Here is a 21,652-nt window from a genome sequence, read left to right on the forward strand (position 1 = left end):
CTTAAGCGTTGAACTTTCAAAATAGATACCATAAAATGATGAAATAAAAATAGAGGTTGGGACAAATAGATGTCTCAACCTCTCATTTTATATGAATAATGATCCTTCTGATCTTCTAAACATCTTAAATATTTTTAAAGTAAAGAGAGGGTAGGGGAGGTGTTAAATATCTTGTTTTGCAGGTTATTTAATTTGAAAAAATACCTTATTTTATTCAAAAAAGTAGAGGGAAGTCTAAAATAAAAAACACAATATTCCGAAATTAAAAACATTGGAATAACAGTATTTTTAGACGAACGTAAGTCTTAGGTTACACATGCGTAAGTCTAAAAACGTTGAATGTCTCTTTCAGTTTGTATTAAACTAATTCTATTATTTTTAAAAAATGTGTGGGAGGTGGCATGATGGCAACACATTTAACTTTTAAGCAAGGTGTAAAAGAATGTGTACCGACTTTGTTAGGTTATGCTGGTGTTGGTCTTTCATTTGGTATTGTTGCAGTTGCTTCAGGTTTCAATTTGATTGAAATCATTTTATTATGCTTACTTGTCTATGCTGGCGCGGCACAATTCATTATTTGTGCGTTAGTCATTGCTGGAACTCCAATTTCTGCAATTGTATTAACGACATTTATTGTAAATTCTAGGATGTTTTTATTAAGTATGACCTTAGCGCCAAGTTATAAAGGATATGGGTTTTGGAATCGTATAGGTATGTCTTCTTTGATTACAGATGAAACATTTGGTGTCGCTATTACACCACATCTAAAAGGTGAAAAAATCAATGATCGATGGCTGCATGGATTAAATATCACAGCTTATTTATTTTGGACATTTGCAAGTGTTGTTGGTGCTGTTTTTGGTAAATACATAACAAACCCAGATGCGTTTGGGTTAGATTTTGCTATTACTGCAATGTTTATATTCTTAGCTGTTTCCCAATTTGATGCTATTAAGCAATCACAATTTAAAACATATTTAGTATTAATTGTTTGTGTGATCATATTAATGCTTATTTTAAGTTTCTTTATGCCTTCATATGTAGCAATTATCTTAGCTTCGACAATTACTGCGGGGTTAGGGGTGGTGATCGATAAATGACAACGACCTTACATATGCTATTAATCATTGTTTTATGTGGTGTGGTCACTTGGTTAACACGAATTATACCGTTTATATTAATTACAAAAATTAAACTATCTGAGACAGTTGTAAAGTGGCTTTCCTTCATTCCTATTACATTATTTACGGCATTGATTGTAGACGGCGTCTTAGAACAACATGAAGGTTCAATGGTGTATAGTATTAATTTACCGTTTTTAGTGACGATGCTTCCAACAATAATCATTGCCATTATTACACGGAGTTTAACGATTACGATTGTCAGTGGTATTTTAATAATGGCAGTTTTAAGATGGATATTTTAAATATATTATTGAAGTGGTTCACATTATCCGTTAGAATAGCAATAATTAGAAAATTTTGATAATTTTGAAGGAATACTTGTTAAAATAGATGTTTGATTTATACACAGCTTTTTACAATTAAAATTAAATCTTATTTCGAGAAGCAGAGGGACTTGGCCCAATGAAGCTTCAGCAACCGACTTTAGAAGCACGGTGCTAATACCAACGATTCGCTCGAATAATAAGTATTGTAACTTCTTACTTATTATAAATAGGTAGGAAGTTTTTTTACTAAGTAGGAGGTAAATGATGACAAATTATACGGTTGATACATTAGAATTGGGGCCATTTACAACTGAATCAGGTGAAACGATCTTAAATTTAAAATTACGTTATGAACATGTTGGATATGAAGGGCAGCCACTTGTACTTGTATGCCATGCGCTGACAGGTAATCATTTGACATACGGGACGGATGACAATCCTGGTTGGTGGCGAGAGATTATAGATGGAGGGTACATGCCAATACATGATTATCAATTTTTAACATTCAACGTGATAGGTAGTCCATATGGCTCGAGTTCGCCACTTACAGATGCTGACTTCCCCACGCATTTAACATTGCGTGATATTGTCAATGCAATAGAATTAGGTATTCAAACATTAGGGTTTGATCGAATTAGTATTTTAATCGGTGGGTCTTTAGGAGGTATGCAAGCGCTGGAATTATTGTATAATCATAAATTTGAAGTAGATAAAGCAGTCATTTTAGCTGCAACAGATAAGACATCCTCATATAGTCGTGCATTTAATGAAATTGCGAGACAGGCGATTCGATTAGATCATGGTGAAGGTATGAGTATCGCAAGACAACTTGGTTTCTTAACGTATCGTTCTTCTAAAAGTTACGATAGACGATTTACACCAGACCAAGTTGTAAACTACCAGAAGCATCAGGGAAATAAGTTCAAAAAGCACTTTGATCCATTGAGTTATTTAACCCTGCTAGACGTCTTAGATAGCCACGATATAGATAGAGATCGTACTGATGTAGATGAAGTGTTTGGACGTCTAGATACTAAAGTTATGACTATGGGCTTTACGGATGATTTATTATATCCAGAAAATTTAGTATATGCTACAGGTACGCGATTTAAATATCATAAGCATTGGTTTGTGCCAGATAATGTAGGACATGATGGTTTCTTACTGAACTTTAACGATTGGGCACCCAATTTGTATCACTTTTTAAAAGTTTCCAAGTTCAAAAGAAAATGACGATATGCTACATTTTAGTTCGTTTTGTATTATAAGACGTCTGGGATAGTTATTTTATACTTAAATGAAAGTGGAAATAACTGTGTTCCTATGACGTCTTATTTTTATGGTGAGTAAAATGTGAAATTTGAAGTTGATATTAACGAGGAGATGTAATTTAAAAAGGCGCTCATTTTCAGATTTTGTCGCTGATATTGAACTTCTGACAAAAAGAATTGTCAATAATTGTATAAAAGTTTTAAAGAGGTTAAAATAATAAACATAGACAAAAATTGTATAGGAGTGGCGAATTTGTTTTCTAAAATACATACTAAAGCCACTATACTTAGTGTAATCACGTTAATTATAGTAGCTTTAGCTTTACATATATTACCGCTACTTGGACTCGTGTTGAGTTTATTTGCAACAATTCCAGGTATTATTTTATGGCATAAATCTGTAGAATCTTTTGGCTTAACGGCAGTCATTACAGTTGTGCTAACTACGTTATTAGGTAATATATTCGTGTTAAGTATCATGATCCTCTTGTTCGTAGTGAGTGTTGTAGTGGGTCAATTATTAAAAGAACGTACATCAAAAGAACGTATACTTTATATAACAACAACGTTTATTAGTATCATTGCATTAATTGCATTTATGGTGTTACAAGCATTTAAAAAAATACCAAGTGCTACATCATTAATCAAACCGATTAAAGAACAGATGTATAACATAATTTCTAGCGCTTCAGTCAACGCGGATTATAAACAAATGTTTGAAGAGACTTTCCGCCAATCAGCAGTGCAACTACCAAGTTATATGATTGTTGGTGTATTTCTACTTATATTAATCAATTTAATTATCACTTTTCCAATCTTGCGTAAATTCAAAATCGCTACACCCATATTTAAACCATTATATGCTTGGCAAATGAAGCGTTCTGTCTTATGGATGTATGTTATTGTATTAATTTGTGTTATGTTTTCAACGCAACCAAGTGCGTTTCAAACCATCGTCTTAAACTTTGAAATTGTGTTATCATTATGTATGTACATTCAGGGGTTAAGTGTGATTCACTTTTTCGGAAAAGCGAAATCAATGCCGCCAGCACTTACTGTGTTATTAATGGTGATAGGGACAATTTTAATGCCATTAACACATATTGTGAGTCTCCTGGGATTTGTAGATTTATGTATCAATTTAAAACGTATCATTAAAAAATGATTTGAGGTGGAAAAATGAACCGTCAATCCACTAAAAAAGCGTTGATTTTACCATTTATTATTATGGTGCTTACAGCGATAGCGCTTGTCGTCGTTTGGTTTATTTTTAACCAATTGATTGCAGGTATAGCTACTGTTGTATTACTCATCATAATCGTAGGGACAGTACTGATGGTAAGACAAGCTTTACAAAAATTGGATAACTATGTAGATAATCTGAGTGGAAAAATCTCAGCAAGCAGTAATACTGCTATTAAAAGGTTACCTATTGGGATGATTATCTTAGATGAAAATGAAAACATAGAGTGGATGAACCAATTTATGTCGGATCGTCTAGATCGAAATGTCATTTCTGATCCAGTCAATGAAGTATATCCTAATATATTAAAACAGTTAGAAAAAACACAAGAAGTGGAAATTCAAGAAAATGAATATCACTATCGTGTAAGATATTCAGAAAAAGAACATGTATTGTATTTCTTCGACATTACTGAAGAAATACATACACAAGAGTTATATGAAGCATCTAAACCAATTATTGCAACACTATTTTTAGATAACTATGATGAAATTACGCAAAATATGAATGATACACAACGTTCAGAAATTAACTCAATGGTTACGCGCGTCATAAGTAGATGGGCAACAGAATATGACATTTATTTCAAACGTTATAGTTCAGATCAATTTGTTGCTTATTTAAACCAACGCATTCTAAATGAAGTTGAAGCATCTAATTTTAGTATACTGAGTCAATTACGCGAAAAAAGTGTGGGTTACCGTGCGCAATTGACATTAAGTATTGGTGTAGGTGAAGGTTCAGAGAACTTAATCGATTTAGGTGAATTATCTCAATCTGGACTTGATTTAGCACTAGGCCGTGGTGGTGACCAAGTTGCAATTAAGCATATGAACGGAAATGTGCGTTTCTATGGCGGTAAGACTGACCCCATGGAAAAACGTACACGTGTAAGAGCACGTGTTATCTCTCATGCATTAAAAGATATTTTAATGGAAGGCGACAAAGTCATCATTATGGGACATACGCGTCCAGACTTAGATGCTATAGGCGCAGCCATTGGTGTCTCAAGGTTTGCTATGATGAACAACTTAGATGCTTATATTGTGTTAAATGATTCAGATATTGATCCGACGCTGCGTCGTGTGATGAATGCAGTCGATGAAAACCCTGAACTAAAAGAGCGTTTTATCACATCTGATGAAGCATGGGATGTCATGACGTCTAAGACAACTTTAGTAGTTGTAGATACGCATAAACCTGAAATGGTTATCGACGAAAACATATTAAACAAGGCAAATCGTAAAGTTGTGATCGATCATCATAGACGTGGTGAAAGCTTTATCTCTAGCCCATTACTTGTTTATATGGAACCATATGCAAGTTCAACTGCAGAGCTAGTGACTGAATTGCTAGAATACCAACCAACAGAACAACGATTAACACGTTTAGAGTCGACAATTATTTTTGCAGGTATTATTGTAGATACACGTAATTTCACATTACGTACAGGTTCAAGAACATTTGATGCGGCAAGTTATTTACGTGCACATGGTGCAGATACAATATTAACGCAACATTTCTTGAAAGATGATTTAGATACGTACATTAATCGTACTGAATTAATCCAAACAGTGAAACTTCAAGAGAACGGTGTCGCAATTGCACATGGTTCGAACGAAAAAATCTATCATCCTGTAACAGTTGCACAAGCAGCTGATGAACTGTTAAGTTTAGATGGTGTAGAAGCTTCGTATGTAGTTGCTAGAAGAGAAGATAATCTAGTCGGTATGTCTGCTCGATCACTCGGTGCAGTTAACGTTCAATTGACAATGGAAGCACTTGGTGGCGGTGGTCATTTAACTAATGCAGCTACACAATTAAAAGATGTCACTGTTGATGAAGCAATAGAACAATTACAACAAGCTATAACAGAACAAATGAGTAGGAGTGAAAATTCATGAAAGTAATATTCACACAAGATGTTAAAGGTAAAGGTAAAAAAGGCGAAGTTAAAGATGTACCTGTAGGCTATGCAAACAATTTCTTATTGAAGAAAAATTATGCAGTAGAAGCTACTCCAGGTAATTTAAAACAGCTTGAAAAGAAAAATGAAGCTGCAGAAGCGGAACGCCAACAAGAAATTGAAGATGCTAAAAAATTAAAAGAAACATTAAGTCATATTGAAGTTGAAGTATCTGCTAAAACAGGTGATGCTGGAAAATTATTCGGTTCAGTTAGTACAAAACAAATCGCGCAAGCATTACAACAACAACATGATATTAAAATAGACAAGCGTAAAATGGATTTACCAAACGGTATACATGCATTGGGTTACACAAATGTACCAGTTAAATTAGATAAAGAAGTAGAAGGTACAATTCGTGTACACACAGTTGAACAATAAAAACGGATTGAGATATGAGGTGTAATCATAATGGATGGAATGTATGAACAAAATCAAATGCCCCACAGTAATGAGGCTGAACAATCTGTCTTAGGTGCCATTATCATAGATCCGGAATTGATAAACAGAACTCAGGAAGTCTTACTTCCTGAGTCCTTTTATAGAGGCGCACATCAACACATCTTTAGAGCCATGATGAACCTCAACGAAGATAATAAAGATATTGACGTGGTTACAATTATGGATCAACTGTCGTATGAAGGACGACTGAATGAAGCGGGTGGCCCACAATATCTAGCAGAATTATCTAGTAATGTACCGACAACTCGAAATATTCAATATTATACAGATATCGTATTTAAGCATGCGACAAAACGTAAGTTGATACAAACTGCCGATAGCATTGCTAACGATGGTTATAATGATGAATTAGAATTAGATACAATATTGAACGATGCAGAACGTCGAATATTAGAATTGTCATCTACACGTGAAAGCGATGGATTTAAAGATATTAGAGATGTACTTGGAGAAGTGTATGAGAATGCAGAATTACTTGATCAAAATAGTGGTCAAACACCTGGTATCCCAACTGGTTATCGAGATCTAGATCAGATGACCGCGGGCTTTAACCGTAATGATCTAATCATTCTGGCTGCCAGACCATCAGTAGGTAAGACTGCCTTCGCACTTAATATTGCACAAAAAGTTGCTACGCATGAAGACCATTTCTCAGTCGGTATATTCTCGCTAGAAATGGGTGCGGATCAACTAGCAACACGTATGATTTGTAGTTCTGGTAACGTAGATTCGAACCGTTTAAGAACGGGTATGATGACAGAAGAAGACTGGAATCGCTTTACAATTGCAGTAGGTAAATTATCTAGAACAAAGATATTTATTGATGATACACCAGGTATTCGAATTACAGATATTCGCTCAAAATGCCGTCGTTTAAAACAAGAACACGGTTTAGACATGGTAGTGATTGATTATCTGCAATTAATCTCAGGTAGTGGTTCAAGATTCTCAGATAACCGACAACAAGAAGTATCAGAGATTTCTCGTACATTAAAAGCGATTGCCAGAGAAATGGAATGTCCAGTCATTGCACTAAGTCAGTTGTCACGTGGCGTAGAGCAACGTCAAGACAAACGACCAATGATGAGTGACATTCGTGAATCAGGATCAATCGAGCAAGATGCTGATATCGTCGCATTCTTATATCGTGATGATTACTATAATCGTGGCGAAGATGAAGACGATGATGATGGAGATACGAACTTTGAACCAAAAACAAATGATGATAATGGTGAGATTGAAATTATAATAGCGAAGCAACGTAATGGTCCAACAGGTACTGTTAAATTACACTTTATGAAGCAGTATAATAAATTTACTGATATCGATTATGCACATGCAGACATGGGTTAAAAAAAGAATAAAATTTATTTTTTCCGTACGATTTGTAAATATGTTTATTTATCGTACGGTTTTTTTGCATTTGGTTCTTTCTTTTTTAATGAAGTATGTGTTGTAATTAAATGGATATCGCTTTGAAAACCTTGATGACACTATGTTTAAGATGTGTAATTGCATTTTTAAACATTTAATGAAATTCGAGAAAATGTAAAAAACCAATGTTCGATTTTTGTTTGCATTATTAGTGTGGTATTGGTAGAATACTTAATGGTTAATTGAGAAAAACTTGGAGGTGCTCATATGTCATCAATCGTAGTTGTTGGGACACAATGGGGAGACGAAGGTAAAGGTAAAATCACAGACTTTTTAGCAGAACAAGCAGATGTTATTGCACGTTTTTCAGGCGGTAACAATGCAGGCCACACAATTAAATTTGGTGGCGAAACATATAAATTGCACTTAGTACCATCTGGTATTTTCTATAAAGAAAAATTAGCAGTCATTGGTAACGGTGTCGTTGTCGATCCAGTAGCACTATTAAAAGAATTAGACGCTTTAAATGAAAGAGGTATTTCAACAGATAATTTACGTATTTCAAACCGTGCGCAAGTTATTTTACCTTATCATATTAAACAAGATGAATATGAAGAAGAACGTCGTGGAGATAATAAAATCGGTACTACGAAAAAAGGTATCGGTCCAGCTTATGTAGATAAAGCACAACGTATTGGTATTCGTGTTGCAGATTTATTAGATAAAGAAACGTTTGAAAAATTATTAAAAGAAAATATTGAATACAAATCAGCATATTTCAAAGGTATGTTTGATAAAGCATGTCCTTCATTTGAAGAAATCTTTGAAACTTATTACGCAGCAGGCCAACGTTTAGCAGAGTTCGTTACGGATACTGCAAAAGTATTGGACGATGCATTTGTAGCAGAAGAAAAAGTATTATTTGAAGGTGCTCAAGGCGTTATGTTAGATATCGACCACGGTACATACCCATTCGTTACGTCAAGTAACCCAGTTGCAGGTAATGTCACTGTCGGTGGTGGTGTTGGTCCAACATACGTATCTAAAGTCATTGGCGTATGTAAAGCTTATACATCACGTGTCGGTGATGGCCCATTCCCAACAGAACTATTTGATGATGATGGACACCACATCCGTGAAGTTGGCCGTGAGTACGGTACAACTACTGGACGTCCACGTCGTGTAGGTTGGTTCGATTCAGTTGTATTACGTCACTCTCGTCGTGCGAGTGGTATTACTGATTTATCAATCAACTCTATCGATGTCTTAACAGGCCTTAAAGAAGTGAAGATTTGTACGGCGTATGAATTGGACGGTAAAGAAATTACTGAATATCCAGCGAATTTAAAAGACTTACAACGTTGTAAGCCAATCTTTGAAACATTACCTGGTTGGACAGAAGATGTTACAGGTTGTCGCTCATTAGATGAGCTGCCAGACAATGCACGTAGATATTTAGAACGTATCTCTGAATTATGTGACGTTCAAATTTCAATCTTCTCTGTAGGACCAGATCGTAATCAAACAAACTTATTAAAATCATTATGGTAAGCCGTTTACCTATAAAAACTGATTTATAAATTTAAAAAGTAAAATGTTGAAATGAAAAAACACCTTGTTGATGTAGCCTAATATGGCCATCTTTACAAGGTGTTTTTTATTTATATATTTGAATGTGTTACATATTGATCACGAAAATTTAGAATGTGATCGACTGCTAACTGATAACCTGTTTTATTACTAGATTGTATAGATTTAACTTTTCTGATATTACGTTGATAGTTCGGTATATCATCTAGCATGTCTAAGACAATTTGTTTTAACTCTCGGGACGTTATATTTTCTAGTTGTAACTGACGACCAACAAGTAGTTTTTCGATTTGGCGAGCCACAACGGGTTGATCTGCACTTTGAGGAAAAGCTAACATAGGTACTTCCATCAACATCGCTTCATTCGTACTATTCATACCCGCGTGTGTTAAAAATAGTGACGTATGTTGCAATAATTCTGTTTGTGGAACAACATGTGCAACCGTAAAATTAGATGGTATCGCATTAAAATCTTCAAGTTGATTATCATGACCAATGGATACAACAAATGAAGCGTCGATATTTGCAAATGCTTCAAAGCAGAGATTGAAAAATTCAATATTTTGATTAAATACCGTTCCAAGAGAAATATAGACGACTGGTCGTGTGGTATCAATGTTGTCCATAAAGCCAGAATCTTTAGGTTCCAGTATGGAAGGACCAACAAACTTGTAATATTCAGGATCAAAGGCGTCATAACCAACTTGGAAACCTTTCATTACATAAGTGATATTAATATTTCCCGGGTTATTCATAACTTCAAAACGAGAAGGAATGGTTACATCATATGTTGATTCAACATGGGCTTTTAAATTATTAAAGGTTTCATCAGCGTGTTGAATTTCTTCTTTGCTCACAGTAGAAGTTAAATGATTAATAAATGTTTCAAAAGATGTCTTTGTATGAGCAAATGAAGATACAGATGAAATCGATGGTAAATTCAATTTTTGCGCTAATATATAGCCACAACTAAACATAGAATCATGAATCATATAATCAAAATGCTCATTTTCAGTTTCTCTTAAAATTTGTGGCACAATGATATCTACAGTTTTTAATAAGCCATTGATAACATTGAACAAATGATGATTTTCATGATCAGTGAATGCTGTCATAATCGCTTCTGTAGGTAGCGTTCTAATTTCAGCACCAGTATCTTTCAATTTATCTTTATATATCGCTAGCGTAATAAACAACTTCTTCGCCGCGATCAACTAATGCTTTAACAACTGCAATTGTTGGGTTTACATGTCCAGCAGAACCTGGATTAACAAATAATATTTTTGCCAATATTGCGCCTCCTTATTTAAACTAATTATAATTTTAGCAAAATGAATTTAAAACACAAAAGATTTTATATTTATTATTTACATGTTGAAATAAAAATTAAAAAGAACATAATTATAGAAGTAAGTGTACATCAATGTCTCTCAAAAGTAAGTTAATAAGCAAATAAAATACTGTTTTGACAGCTTCGAGTATTATTTTGTTACTTTATACATTAATGATAGAAAATTATACTAAATTAATTTAAAAAATAGCTTGTCAACCATAATGAGAGTTGATATAATTTATCTTGTGCTTAAGAGAGGCTCCTTGGTCAAGCGGTTAAGACACCGCCCTTTCACGGCGGTAACACGGGTTCGAGTCCCGTAGGAGTCACCATTTTTAGGTCTCGTAGTGTAGCGGTTAACACGCCTGCCTGTCACGCAGGAGATCGCGGGTTCGATTCCCGTCGAGACCGTATTGCCCATCCAATAGGATGGGCATTTTTTTGTACAATTTTCTACGATATATATTTTAAACTTCATTAAATTGAAGGTAGTAGTTATTTATGTATAAACATAAAAGCGTGTGTCTTCGTTTGTGAAACGAGCGGATGCTCAATTTAAATACGTAGAATTTTAAATGCTTCATGCTAGTGCAGGTTAGCACAGTTCATAAAAGTATCATTGTAAATGCGATGCTGCTTTGCAATAACACTTTTTTATACAATTAAAATAAAAAAGGTTAAACTAAATGTATTGAGTGAGACAAGAGGTGAAACAATGATGACTGTAGATCCAGAATTGAAAAAATTAGATATGCTAGATGCCCTGAGCGAACGACACGGTGCATTGAGGAATATTGTTGAAAACAAAGCAAATGACAAGAACGGGATACACAACTCCAGTTCAGAATGGTATATCATGGCAAAATTATACGTAAGTAAACTTACGTTTGTTGAAGTAACACAATCGGTTAATTTAACAAGGCAAGCCATTCATAAAGCGATTAAACAATTAGAAGAAAAAGAATTAGTCAAAGTTGAAAACTTAGTTCATAATAAAAAAGAGAAATGTGTGTCATTAACAGATAGCGGCATCGAATGCATTGAACAGTATATGACTTATAAACAATCCATTGAAAAACACATTGCAAAAGTCATTGGAACTGAGCAATTACAGCTATTTAAAACGATTTTACATCAAGACTGGCAACTAGAAGACTTACAATAAAATATCCAAGCATGAAGTATTGTGCCATTTTAAAAGCAATGGTTACAATACTTTTAATTTTGTACTAAATATTGTAAACCTAGTTGACAATAAAAGGGAAATTTTGATACAGTAATGAAGTTGATCGTTCGAGGACATTACTTTGAAGTAACAAATAACGTATACATATCAATGAAAAGATGTGTTTATCATTTAAAATTCATATTGTAAATGCTCAATGATATAAAACAAATTTGAATGGTATATCGAGATAAGTTATGGATCGAAGAGATTAATTTTAAGTAAATGGTACGAAGTTTATCACGTACGACAGCATTACATATCAATGTTAGGTCTCTTAATAATACTTATACTTCATGGAACCATTAAAAAGGAGTATTTAAAATGACAACGCAAGTAAAAGTAAAGAACCCAAGCATGTACGCACTTGTACTTATGATTGGTGGATTTATGGGATTATTTAGTGAAACAGCGTTAAACATGGCACTCACAGATATTATGGCTGATTTCCAAGTTTCAGCTGCAGTGGTGCAATGGCTGACGACGGGATATTTACTCGTTATGGCTTGTTTAGTACCTGCTTCTTCTTATTTAATCAAGTGGTTTAATACGAAACCACTTATTATTACAGGAATTGTATTATCATTAATAGGCGTTATTATTGGTGCGCTCGCGCCTAATTTTAGTTTCTTATTATTAGGACGTATTGTACAAGCACTTGGCACAGGTATTTTACTACCAATCATGGTGACAGTGTTGATGCTTATATTCCCAATAGAAAAACGCGGTGCCGTGATGGGCATTATGGGTCTAGTGATTACCGCTGGACCTGCGCTTGGACCAACGCTGTCAGGTGTCATTATTTCAGCTTCTAGCTGGCATTATATTTTTTGGATTAGTGCGATTTTATACATTATCGTATTATTTATGGCAATTTCAAAAGTAGAAAATGTTGGAGAAATTACCAAACCTAAAATTGATATGATTTCTATTGCATTATCTACAATAGGATTTGCGGGATTAATCTTTGCATTAAGCACATTAGCTGAAGCACCATTTACAAGTACTATTGTATGGTTGCCGTTATTGATCGGAATTGTTGCACTGGCTATCTTTATCGTACGACAATTCAAGATTGATTCGCCGATGCTTAATTTAAACGTATTTAAATATCCAATGTTTGTCATAGGGGCTGCAATGGTTTTCGTTACGATATTATGCATCCTATCTATGGGTATATTATTGCCGCTATATTTAAAAGGTGCTTTATTATTTAATTCGATTATTGCTGGTTTAATTTTATTACCAGGTAATGCAATCAATTTAATCTTATCCCCGATTGTTGGTTCCTTATTTGATCGTTTTGGTGCTAGATACTTTGGCATTTTCGGATTTTTACTGATGTTTATTGCAGCGTTAATATTTTCATTAATGATTTCAGTTTCTACACCTGTTTGGGCTATTATTTTGGCATTCATGGTACTTTTCTTTGGCATATCGATGGTCATGATGCCAGCACAGACAAATGCCTTAAATCAATTGCCACACCACCTTTATGCTGATGGTTCAGCAACAATTACAACGTTAATACAAGTAGCAGGTTCAGCTGGTACTGCAATTGCCATTACGATTTATACCACGGCAATGCGTACCTTTGGCGCAAGCCATCCAAATGCAGAACAAGAAGTTGTACTGTCTTATGGTATCCAATATGCCTGTTTCTTTATTGTAATATTGACAGTTATCGGATTTATATTATCGCTCTTCGTTAAAAAATCTAAAAATATTTAATATTATCAGTGATGCATATCCAGTTTAAGCGACATCATGTTCAAATTATGACTAAGTTATCTCAAATACCTTAGTCAAAATAACATGACCCTTGCTGAGATATGTATCACTTTTTTATAGACTATGGGCAATATAGTCGCACAGTGATATCATGTTGTGTAGGCTTAATATATCTATAATTAACCTATTAATAGTAAAAAATGTTATAATTTTACAATATACCAATTTATTTTTTTGTTTAGAAAAATAGAATTAGCACGCTATAAATGGTAAATTATATTATAGAGAAATGCGTAGAAAAATATGTAAACGTACTACAATTTAGAAATGAGGTTTATAAATATGGCTAGAAAAGTTGTGGTAGTAGATGACGAAAAACCAATTGCTGATATTTTAGAGTTCAACTTGAAAAAAGAGGGTTATGAAGTATTCTGTGCATATGATGGTAATGACGCAGTAAATTTAATATATGATGAAGAACCAGACATTGTCTTATTAGACATTATGTTACCTGGTCGCGATGGCATGGAAGTATGCCGTGAAGTACGCAAAAAATATGAAATGCCAATAATTATGTTAACCGCAAAAGACTCAGAAATCGATAAAGTATTGGGTCTTGAACTTGGCGCCGATGACTACGTGACGAAACCATTTAGCACGCGTGAATTAATTGCGCGTGTCAAAGCAAACTTACGTCGTCATTATTCACAACCAGCACAAGAAGTGAACGATGCATCTAATGAAATTACAATTAAAGATATTGTTATCTATCCAGATGCATATTCTATTAAAAAACGTGGTACAGATATTGAATTAACACACCGTGAATTCGAACTGTTCCATTATTTATCTAAACACATGGGTCAAGTTATGACACGTGAACATTTATTACAAACTGTTTGGGGCTATGACTATTTTGGTGATGTACGTACAGTAGACGTAACGATTCGTCGCTTACGTGAAAAAATTGAAGACGATCCATCACATCCAGAATATATAGTGACGCGCCGTGGTGTTGGATACTTCCTCCAACAACACGATTAGGGGACAATATTAAATGAAGTGGCTTAAACATTTTCAATCTCTACACACGAAACTTGTTATTGTCTATGTATTGTTAATCGTAATCGGTATGCAGATTATCGGTTTATACTTTACCAATAGTCTAGAAAAAGAATTAACACAAACATTCAAAAATAATATCTCGCAATACGCGAAACAAATAGAAATTAATATAGAAAAAGTCTATGACGAAGACAACTCAGTCAATGCACAAAAAGAAGTCCAAAATTTATTGAATGAGTATGCCAATAGACAAGAAATAGAAGAAATTCGTTTTATTGATAAAGATCAAATTATCATGGCTACCTCAAAGCAGTCTACGCGTAGTCTAATAAATCAAAAAGCTAATGACAGCTCCATACAAAAAGCGCTATCTCTAGGAGAAATTAATAGCCATACAGTATTAAAAGACTATGGTAATGGAAAACAACGTGTGTGGGTCTACAATTTACCAGTGAAGACATCAGATGATGGCACAATTGGCAATGTTTATATAGAAGCAGATATCAACGATGTATATAACCAATTAAGCAACATCAACCAAATCTTTATTGTTGGGACAGGCATCTCGCTATTAATTACAGTGATACTAGGTTTCTTTATTGCGCGCACAATCACAAAGCCAATTACCGATATGCGTAACCAAACCGTTGAGATGTCTAAAGGTAACTATACGCAACGTGTTAAAATTTACGGTAATGATGAAATTGGTGAACTTGCACTAGCCTTTAATAATTTATCCAAACGTGTACAAGAAGCACAAGCAAATACAGAAAGTGAAAAACGACGTCTAGACTCTGTCATTACGCATATGAGTGATGGTATTATCGCAACCGATCGTCGTGGCCGTGTGCGTATTGTCAACGATATGGCATTAACGATGCTAGGCATGATGAAAGAAGAAATTATCGGTCATTACATGTTAAATATGCTTAAATTAGAAGAAGATTTTTCATTAGATGAAATTCAAGAAAATAATGATAGTTTCTTATTAGATATCAATGAAAGTGAAGGTATAATCGCTCGTGTAAACTTTAGTACAATCGTACAAGAGACAGGCTTCGTTACAGGTTATATTGCCGTACTTCATGATGTAACAGAACAACAACAAGTTGAACAAGAACGTCGCGAATTCGTGGCGAATGTTTCACATGAATTACGTACGCCGTTAACATCCATGAATAGTTATATCGAGGCATTAGAAAGCGGTGCATGGAAAGATGATGCGTTAGCGCCACAATTCTTATCCGTGACACGTGAAGAAACAGAACGTATGATTCGACTCGTAAACGATTTACTACAATTATCAAAAATGGATAACGAATCAGATCAGATTACCAAAGAAATTGTCGACTTTAATATGTTTATCAATAAAATTATTAATCGCCATGAAATGTCAGCGAAGGATACAACATTTGTACGTGAGATTCCAAAACAAACAATCTTTACAGAAATTGATCCAGATAAGATGACACAAGTGTTTGACAATGTCATTACCAACGCAATGAAGTATTCACGCGGTGATAAACGTGTTGAGTTTCACGTGAAACAAAACTCACTGTATAATCGTATGACCATCCGCGTCAAAGATAACGGCATTGGTATTCCTATCAATAAAGTAGATAAAATCTTTGATCGTTTCTACCGCGTAGATAAAGCACGGACGCGAAAAATGGGTGGTACAGGATTAGGACTAGCCATTTCTAAAGAAATTGTCGAAGCACATAACGGTCGCATCTGGGCAAATAGTGTAGAAGGACAAGGCACGTCAATCTTTATTACACTTCCATGTGAAGTACTAGAAGATGGTGATTGGGATGCAGAGTAAAGAACTAATTAAATCTATTATCCTATTTCTTTTAGTACTCATGAGTGCGATTTTGACGTATATGACATGGAACTTTTCACCTGATTTGGCTAATGTAGATAAACAAGACAATAGTAAAAAAGAAGCGAAATCAAATACAATCGGTAAACCTTTGAAACAAGGAATGCCTCAAGTGATCACACCATACCAAGTCATTCACTCTAAAGGTGAAAGTACAGAAGGTATGGAAGCAACACGCAGCAATGTCGAAGAAATCATTAAACCCTTAAAAAATCATCGTGTATTACACGCTGAACAAATGCACAGCAATCATAATTTAATTATTCCAGACTTGAGCGATGAATTTTTAGTATTGGACTTCACCTATGATATGCCTCTTGCTACATATTTAGGCCAAGTATTAAACATCAATGCCAAAGTACCCAACAACTTTAAATTTGATCGTTTGTTAATAGATAACAATCAAGACGGCAAAATTAAACTTTATGCGATTAGTAAAGATAGACATAATGTTGTACGCATGACCACAACGGTGAAGACAGATAAATTCACACAAGCATTGGAAAACCAGCATAAGCATATGCAACCATACACAGAAATTATTACCAATAAAGATACGATAGATAAAGCGACACATATCTTTGCGCCGAAGTCACCAAAAGGACAAAAATCCTACCATACAATCTATAATCACATTAGTGTAGATACCATGAATTCAATACTATTTAACGATTCAGTGGTAGTGCGTAGTTCAAGAAGCGGTGCAGTCACTTACAACAATAATACAGGTGTGGCCAACTACAACGATGAAACCGAAAAATATCGCTACACAAATCTATTAGAAGATGAAAACCGTTCAACGAACATGCAAGAAAGCATTCCAAGCACCTATGCATACATCAATAATCACGGTGGTTTTACAGATGATTTCAGATTATTCCATACAGACGATAAACGTGGCGATCTGACTTATCAACTGTTCTTGAATGGACGACCAACGTTTAACGACGACGATTTAAATACATTGAAAGTTTCTTGGGGCAATAAAGGTATTTATAGCTATGCGCGTACGTTATTAAAAGCAAATGTAACTATTGATAGTGGCGAAAAAGAAGTCAACCTACCAGGCGCTGAAACTGTCCGTTCGGAACTCGCCAATAACCCTGAAGTAGATTTCGAAAAGGTAACAAACATGACCATTGGTTACCGCATGGAAGATAAACAGGACAACGGAGATATAGAAATCCAGCGCAATAGTGAATTTAAGCCATGTTGGTATGTAGAGTACGATGACAAGTGGCGTGCATACAAAGATGGGGGGCTAGAATAAATGAACTGGAAACACACGAAAACATTATTTATTTTTGTATTTATTCTAGTGAACATCAGCCTTATCATCATCTATATTGATAAAGTCAACAAATCTCATATTAACGATAGTGCCGACGAAAATGCAGTGAATTTCAAACAAGAAAAAATAGAAATTCCTGAAAATTTGCCAAGCGTTAAAAATATAGAAATGCAACTACTCACTGCAAGATCTAATGATTTTTCATCTTATGCAAAAGCACGTTCAAGTATTACAAGCGAAGAAGACGGTCAAAAAATCAAAGGTGAAATCAACGATCCAATTGATGTAGGTAACGATCAATACACAGATTTAAAATCGTATGTTAAAGATAAAATCTTTAAAGGTCAAAATTACGAAATGAGTAAAATTGACGATAAAAATGTTACTTTTGAACAGACTTATAACGACTTTCCAATCATGAATAATAGTAAAGCACAACTCAAATTTAATATCAATGACGATGGTAAAGCATCAAGCTACAGACAAACAGCTATGAAATCCATAGAGCCATCAGAAGGTGCTAACAACGATAAGAAACAAGTAAACACTGCGAAAAGCGCGATAGAAGCACTTTATTATAATCATCGTTACCTTAAACGAAACGATGAAGTGACCAACGTCCGACTCGGCTATTATACCGTCGTTAAAGAACCTAACGTGCAAGTACTAGAAGCCAATTGGGAAATCAAAGTAAAACATAAAGATGAATCCAAGACATATTACGTCGAAGCCATTTCAGACAGTCCCAAAATTGTTGAAGAATAGTGCGAACATAGCATTTATGACTTCACACAAGCATACCGTTTAGTGAGTATTGAAAGATTTATCATAAATATAAGAGAGCGGATATACGAAATCAAAAGTATTAACATTGATTTTGATACCGCTCTTTTATTATGTACTTTGAGACACAGTATTTAAAAAAACAAGACACCACATTAAACAATAAATTCAATTTAAGCTTCAAAGTATGTTAAAATAGATTATTGTTAAATCAAAGTTATAAACCAACTGCGTTGATTTAAGATGAACGCATGTAAACATAAATATGTACCACATAGGATAGTTCAAAAGTACATAATTTAAAAAACAGTTTCAGCAGATATAAAAACTTTAATCATTAGACAGAGGGCATGTTGAGGTCACATAAACCGTAGACTGCCTAAACAAATTATAAGCAACGAGTGTTTATCGATTAGAAAGGGTGAATCGCTTGATACGAATGAGTGTATTAGCGAGTGGTAGTACAGGTAACGCCACTTATGTAGAAAGTGATAAAGGTAGTATTCTTGTCGATGCAGGCCTGACAGGTAAGAAAATGGAAGAACTGTTTGGTCAGATCGACAAACAAATTAAGCATTTAAACGGCATTTTAGTAACACATGAACATTCCGACCATATCAAAGGCCTTGGTGTCTTAGCACGTAAATACGGATTGCCAATATACGCAAACGAAAAAACATGGTCGGCAATCGAAAAGAAAGATAGTAAAATCCCAATGGATCAGAAATTCATTTTTAATCCATACGAGACTAAGTCTATTGCAGGCTTTGATATTGAATCATTCAACGTGTCTCACGATGCCATAGATCCACAGTTTTATATCTTCCATAATAATTATAAAAAATTCACGATACTCACAGACACAGGCTACGTTTCAGATCGCATGAAAGGCATGATTCAAGGCAGTGATGCTTTCGTATTCGAAAGTAATCACGACGTTGACATGCTTCGTATGTGTGGCTATCCATGGAAGACAAAACAACGTATCCTCAGTGATATGGGACACGTATCTAATGAAGATGCAGGGCTTGCCATGACAGACGTCATTACAGGCAGCACGAAACGCATCTACCTATCCCACTTATCACAAGACAACAACATGAAAGACCTTGCACGTATGAGCGTTGGCCAAGTCCTAAACGAACACGACATCGATACAGAAAAAGAAGTACTCCTCTGCGACACAGACAAAGCTCAAGCTACACCAATATATACATTATAATAAAGAAGCCCTTGCCCTTCATTGAAGCGGTTAGGGCTTTTTTGTGCACTAACCCAAGATTACTGTAAGCTATAGTTGAAACAGCTTATTTGAAAAGATAGAGGATCTTGATGGATTTGCTGAAGATGATGCAAATTGTAGTTGGCATAAGAAGTGAAATTGAGTAATTTTTAACACGATGGCTAAACGTTAATCTAGTTAAAGCACCAGTTTTCATATTATTGAGTTATCGGAGACTTATGCATGAAGCTTAGTTCAGTATCACTTGAACCCTAGTCATCGTGCTGTGATGACACGACGAAATCATTTTAATAAATTAGAGGTTTGTTTAACTATCAATTTTATAAAATGACGAGCTAATTAAAGTAGTTACATATATGCATTTATCTGATAATTTATAAACAGTGGATAACTTACCTTATAGCTTGAACGAACATGAGATTTTGTAAAATAAACGTAAATTTTGTGAATAAGTATGTAAGACAATCGGCAACTTATCCACGTATTTATCCAAAGTTATCCAGAGATGTGCACAATTAACAGAGAAATACCCACATTATACACAGAGTTATCCACAAATAAACAGGTTATCCACTCTTACTTGTGAAAAAAACGTAAATTATTTTAAAATATCGTATACATTCCTGTTATAATAAGAGGGAATTGTGTGAATAAGTGCATAACTTGTGGATAAGTCTAATAACTATTGATTTTTAAGCTTTTACAGGAGGCATATTATGAAAATTACTATACTTGCAGTTGGCAAATTAAAAGAAAAATACTGGAAACAAGCCATAGCTGAATACGAAAAACGTTTAGGTGCGTATTCCAAAATTGAAATTATTGAAGTACCAGATGAAAAAGCACCCGAAAATATGAGTGACAAAGAAGTTGAACAAGTGAAAGAAAAAGAAGGCCAACGCTTACTAGCAAAAGTAAAACCACAATCCACAGTCGTTACTTTAGAAATAAAAGGCAATATGCTGACTTCTGAAGGACTTGCTAAAGAATTAGAAAGCCGCATGACACGTGGCCAAAGCGACTTCACATTTATTATAGGTGGTTCCAATGGCTTGCATCAAGACGTCTTAAACAGAAGCGACTACGCCTTATCATTCAGTAAAATGACATTTCCACACCAGATGATGCGCGTCGTCTTAATCGAGCAAGTCTACCGTGCGTTTAAAATCATGCGCGGTGAAGCTTATCACAAATAAAACTAAAAATTAGATTTTGAACAACTTATTTTAAAATAAAAGCCAAAAATAAAGGTGGATTATAATTATAAATTTGTAATTTAATTGGAAGGATTTTAATAGTGATTAATATAAATTTCAATGATTGGGAAAATGTATGTAAATCATTCTTTAATTTAAATGGGTCAAAACTAGAAAGTTACATTCAGTGGTACCCATTTTCGAAGTTAACAGAAAATAGTAAGAATATAATATCAAGTGAAAAATTTTTTGAAAATTTTATTAAAAATGGAGCTATTTTTAAGGAATATAACACTTTTAATTTTCCATCTCACTACTCTCAAAAGACAAGTGCTTCTTTTAGAAATATGTCTCTTGTTTCTCCGTTTGTATATCTTTACATAGAAGCAATAGGTTATCATATCAATCAAGAATACACTCGTAAGTCGAAAAATGTTCGGTGTTATTATTCAGGTGATTTAAATGAAAATCAATTTTCTTATAAGAATAGTTATGATAAATTTTTTGCAGATATAAACGCACTTTCAAGTGTATATGATAATTT

At 34.4% G+C, this 21,652-nt stretch carries 17 protein-coding genes, 2 tRNA genes, 1 pseudogene and 1 riboswitch; of the genes and pseudogenes, 19 read left to right on the forward strand and 1 reads right to left on the reverse strand.

Annotated elements, in window-relative coordinates; all coding sequences use genetic code 11:
- Window positions 1-404 precede the first annotated feature (404 nt).
- The 8 genes from CD032_RS09380 (at window position 405) to CD032_RS09415 (ending at window position 9,317) form a co-directional block, all read left to right on the forward strand.
- Window positions 405-1,100 (forward strand): AzlC family ABC transporter permease, encoded by a 696-nt coding sequence (locus tag CD032_RS09380; protein WP_019468520.1) that lies wholly within the window; start codon window positions 405-407, stop codon window positions 1,098-1,100.
- Window positions 1,097-1,426 carry an AzlD domain-containing protein gene (locus tag CD032_RS09385; RefSeq protein WP_019468521.1) on the forward strand — a complete coding sequence of 110 codons (330 nt, stop codon included), beginning with the start codon at window positions 1,097-1,099 and terminating at the stop codon, window positions 1,424-1,426. Before CD032_RS09380 ends, CD032_RS09385 begins: the two co-directional genes overlap by 4 nt.
- Before the next feature lie 127 nt (window positions 1,427-1,553).
- Window positions 1,554-1,653: riboswitch (SAM riboswitch) on the forward strand.
- A gap of 61 nt (window positions 1,654-1,714) precedes the next feature.
- Entirely contained in the window at window positions 1,715-2,683 is a 969-nt protein-coding gene (gene metX / locus CD032_RS09390; protein ID WP_103211425.1) for a homoserine O-acetyltransferase MetX, read from the forward strand.
- A 276-nt stretch (window positions 2,684-2,959) separates the two neighbouring features.
- Window positions 2,960-3,886, forward strand: a complete 927-nt coding sequence (locus CD032_RS09395; RefSeq protein WP_171027037.1) for a DUF2232 domain-containing protein — start codon at window positions 2,960-2,962, stop codon at window positions 3,884-3,886.
- Between the two features lie 14 nt (window positions 3,887-3,900).
- Complete coding sequence (locus CD032_RS09400; RefSeq protein ID WP_040030057.1) at window positions 3,901-5,868, forward strand: DHH family phosphoesterase; 1,968 nt, start codon at window positions 3,901-3,903, stop codon at window positions 5,866-5,868.
- Window positions 5,865-6,311, forward strand: a complete 447-nt coding sequence (gene rplI, locus CD032_RS09405; RefSeq protein ID WP_019468525.1) for a 50S ribosomal protein L9 — start codon at window positions 5,865-5,867, stop codon at window positions 6,309-6,311. Before CD032_RS09400 ends, rplI begins: the two co-directional genes overlap by 4 nt.
- Before the next feature lie 30 nt (window positions 6,312-6,341).
- Window positions 6,342-7,745: a replicative DNA helicase gene (gene dnaB / locus CD032_RS09410; RefSeq protein WP_040030058.1), complete on the forward strand. Its 1,404-nt coding sequence runs from the start codon at window positions 6,342-6,344 to the stop codon at window positions 7,743-7,745.
- Between the two features lie 288 nt (window positions 7,746-8,033).
- Window positions 8,034-9,317, forward strand: a complete 1,284-nt coding sequence (locus tag CD032_RS09415; RefSeq protein ID WP_064264657.1) for an adenylosuccinate synthase — start codon at window positions 8,034-8,036, stop codon at window positions 9,315-9,317.
- Window positions 9,318-9,427: 110 nt separating this feature from the next.
- Here CD032_RS09415 and CD032_RS09420 read toward each other — a convergent pair whose 3' ends face one another.
- Window positions 9,428-10,552, reverse strand: a complete 1,125-nt coding sequence (locus CD032_RS09420) for a macrolide family glycosyltransferase (RefSeq protein ID WP_231099015.1) — start codon at window positions 10,550-10,552, stop codon at window positions 9,428-9,430.
- Window positions 10,553-10,946: 394 nt separating this feature from the next.
- Between CD032_RS09420 and CD032_RS09425 the strand changes: the two genes are divergently transcribed.
- The 11 genes and pseudogenes from CD032_RS09425 to CD032_RS13480 form a co-directional block, all read left to right on the forward strand.
- A tRNA-Glu gene (locus tag CD032_RS09425) sits at window positions 10,947-11,021 on the forward strand.
- A gap of 6 nt (window positions 11,022-11,027) precedes the next feature.
- A tRNA-Asp gene (locus CD032_RS09430) sits at window positions 11,028-11,100 on the forward strand.
- A 304-nt stretch (window positions 11,101-11,404) separates the two neighbouring features.
- Window positions 11,405-11,854: a MarR family winged helix-turn-helix transcriptional regulator gene (locus CD032_RS09435; RefSeq protein WP_019468529.1), complete on the forward strand. Its 450-nt coding sequence runs from the start codon at window positions 11,405-11,407 to the stop codon at window positions 11,852-11,854.
- A gap of 384 nt (window positions 11,855-12,238) precedes the next feature.
- On the forward strand, window positions 12,239-13,645 hold the full coding sequence (locus tag CD032_RS09440; protein ID WP_103211426.1) for a DHA2 family efflux MFS transporter permease subunit: 1,407 nt from the start codon (window positions 12,239-12,241) through the stop codon (window positions 13,643-13,645).
- A gap of 342 nt (window positions 13,646-13,987) precedes the next feature.
- On the forward strand, window positions 13,988-14,689 hold the full coding sequence (gene yycF / locus CD032_RS09445) for a response regulator YycF (RefSeq protein WP_040030062.1): 702 nt from the start codon (window positions 13,988-13,990) through the stop codon (window positions 14,687-14,689).
- Between the two features lie 13 nt (window positions 14,690-14,702).
- Complete coding sequence (walK, locus tag CD032_RS09450; protein ID WP_040030063.1) at window positions 14,703-16,535, forward strand: cell wall metabolism sensor histidine kinase WalK; 1,833 nt, start codon at window positions 14,703-14,705, stop codon at window positions 16,533-16,535.
- Window positions 16,525-17,865, forward strand: a complete 1,341-nt coding sequence (locus CD032_RS09455) for a YycH family regulatory protein (protein ID WP_040030064.1) — start codon at window positions 16,525-16,527, stop codon at window positions 17,863-17,865. Before walK ends, CD032_RS09455 begins: the two co-directional genes overlap by 11 nt.
- Entirely contained in the window at window positions 17,866-18,651 is a 786-nt protein-coding gene (locus CD032_RS09460; RefSeq protein ID WP_064264390.1) for a two-component system regulatory protein YycI, read from the forward strand.
- Window positions 18,652-19,090: 439 nt separating this feature from the next.
- Complete coding sequence (locus CD032_RS09465; RefSeq protein WP_103211427.1) at window positions 19,091-19,891, forward strand: MBL fold metallo-hydrolase; 801 nt, start codon at window positions 19,091-19,093, stop codon at window positions 19,889-19,891.
- A gap of 737 nt (window positions 19,892-20,628) precedes the next feature.
- The gene (gene rlmH / locus CD032_RS09470) at window positions 20,629-21,108 is read left to right on the forward strand and encodes a 23S rRNA (pseudouridine(1915)-N(3))-methyltransferase RlmH (protein WP_019468536.1); all 480 of its coding nucleotides are present in this window, start codon (window positions 20,629-20,631) and stop codon (window positions 21,106-21,108) included.
- 101 nt (window positions 21,109-21,209) lie between these two features.
- Window positions 21,210-21,652, forward strand: a pseudogene (locus CD032_RS13480) (AbiA family abortive infection protein); the annotation flags it as partial.

The organism is Staphylococcus cohnii subsp. cohnii, from assembly GCF_002902365.1.
Taxonomy (GTDB): domain Bacteria; phylum Bacillota; class Bacilli; order Staphylococcales; family Staphylococcaceae; genus Staphylococcus; species Staphylococcus cohnii.

Coding starts and splice junctions, on each gene's coding strand:
- CD032_RS09380 (WP_019468520.1), top strand. CDS start 405: ATGGCAACACATTTAACTTTTAAGCAAGGTGTAAAAGAATGTGTACCG.
- CD032_RS09385 (WP_019468521.1), top strand. CDS start 1,097: ATGACAACGACCTTACATATGCTATTAATCATTGTTTTATGTGGTGTG.
- metX (WP_103211425.1), top strand. CDS start 1,715: ATGACAAATTATACGGTTGATACATTAGAATTGGGGCCATTTACAACT.
- CD032_RS09400 (WP_040030057.1), top strand. CDS start 3,901: ATGAACCGTCAATCCACTAAAAAAGCGTTGATTTTACCATTTATTATT.
- rplI (WP_019468525.1), top strand. CDS start 5,865: ATGAAAGTAATATTCACACAAGATGTTAAAGGTAAAGGTAAAAAAGGC.
- dnaB (WP_040030058.1), top strand. CDS start 6,342: ATGGATGGAATGTATGAACAAAATCAAATGCCCCACAGTAATGAGGCT.
- CD032_RS09415 (WP_064264657.1), top strand. CDS start 8,034: ATGTCATCAATCGTAGTTGTTGGGACACAATGGGGAGACGAAGGTAAA.
- CD032_RS09435 (WP_019468529.1), top strand. CDS start 11,405: ATGATGACTGTAGATCCAGAATTGAAAAAATTAGATATGCTAGATGCC.
- CD032_RS09440 (WP_103211426.1), top strand. CDS start 12,239: ATGACAACGCAAGTAAAAGTAAAGAACCCAAGCATGTACGCACTTGTA.
- yycF (WP_040030062.1), top strand. CDS start 13,988: ATGGCTAGAAAAGTTGTGGTAGTAGATGACGAAAAACCAATTGCTGAT.
- walK (WP_040030063.1), top strand. CDS start 14,703: ATGAAGTGGCTTAAACATTTTCAATCTCTACACACGAAACTTGTTATT.
- CD032_RS09455 (WP_040030064.1), top strand. CDS start 16,525: ATGCAGAGTAAAGAACTAATTAAATCTATTATCCTATTTCTTTTAGTA.
- CD032_RS09460 (WP_064264390.1), top strand. CDS start 17,866: ATGAACTGGAAACACACGAAAACATTATTTATTTTTGTATTTATTCTA.
- rlmH (WP_019468536.1), top strand. CDS start 20,629: ATGAAAATTACTATACTTGCAGTTGGCAAATTAAAAGAAAAATACTGG.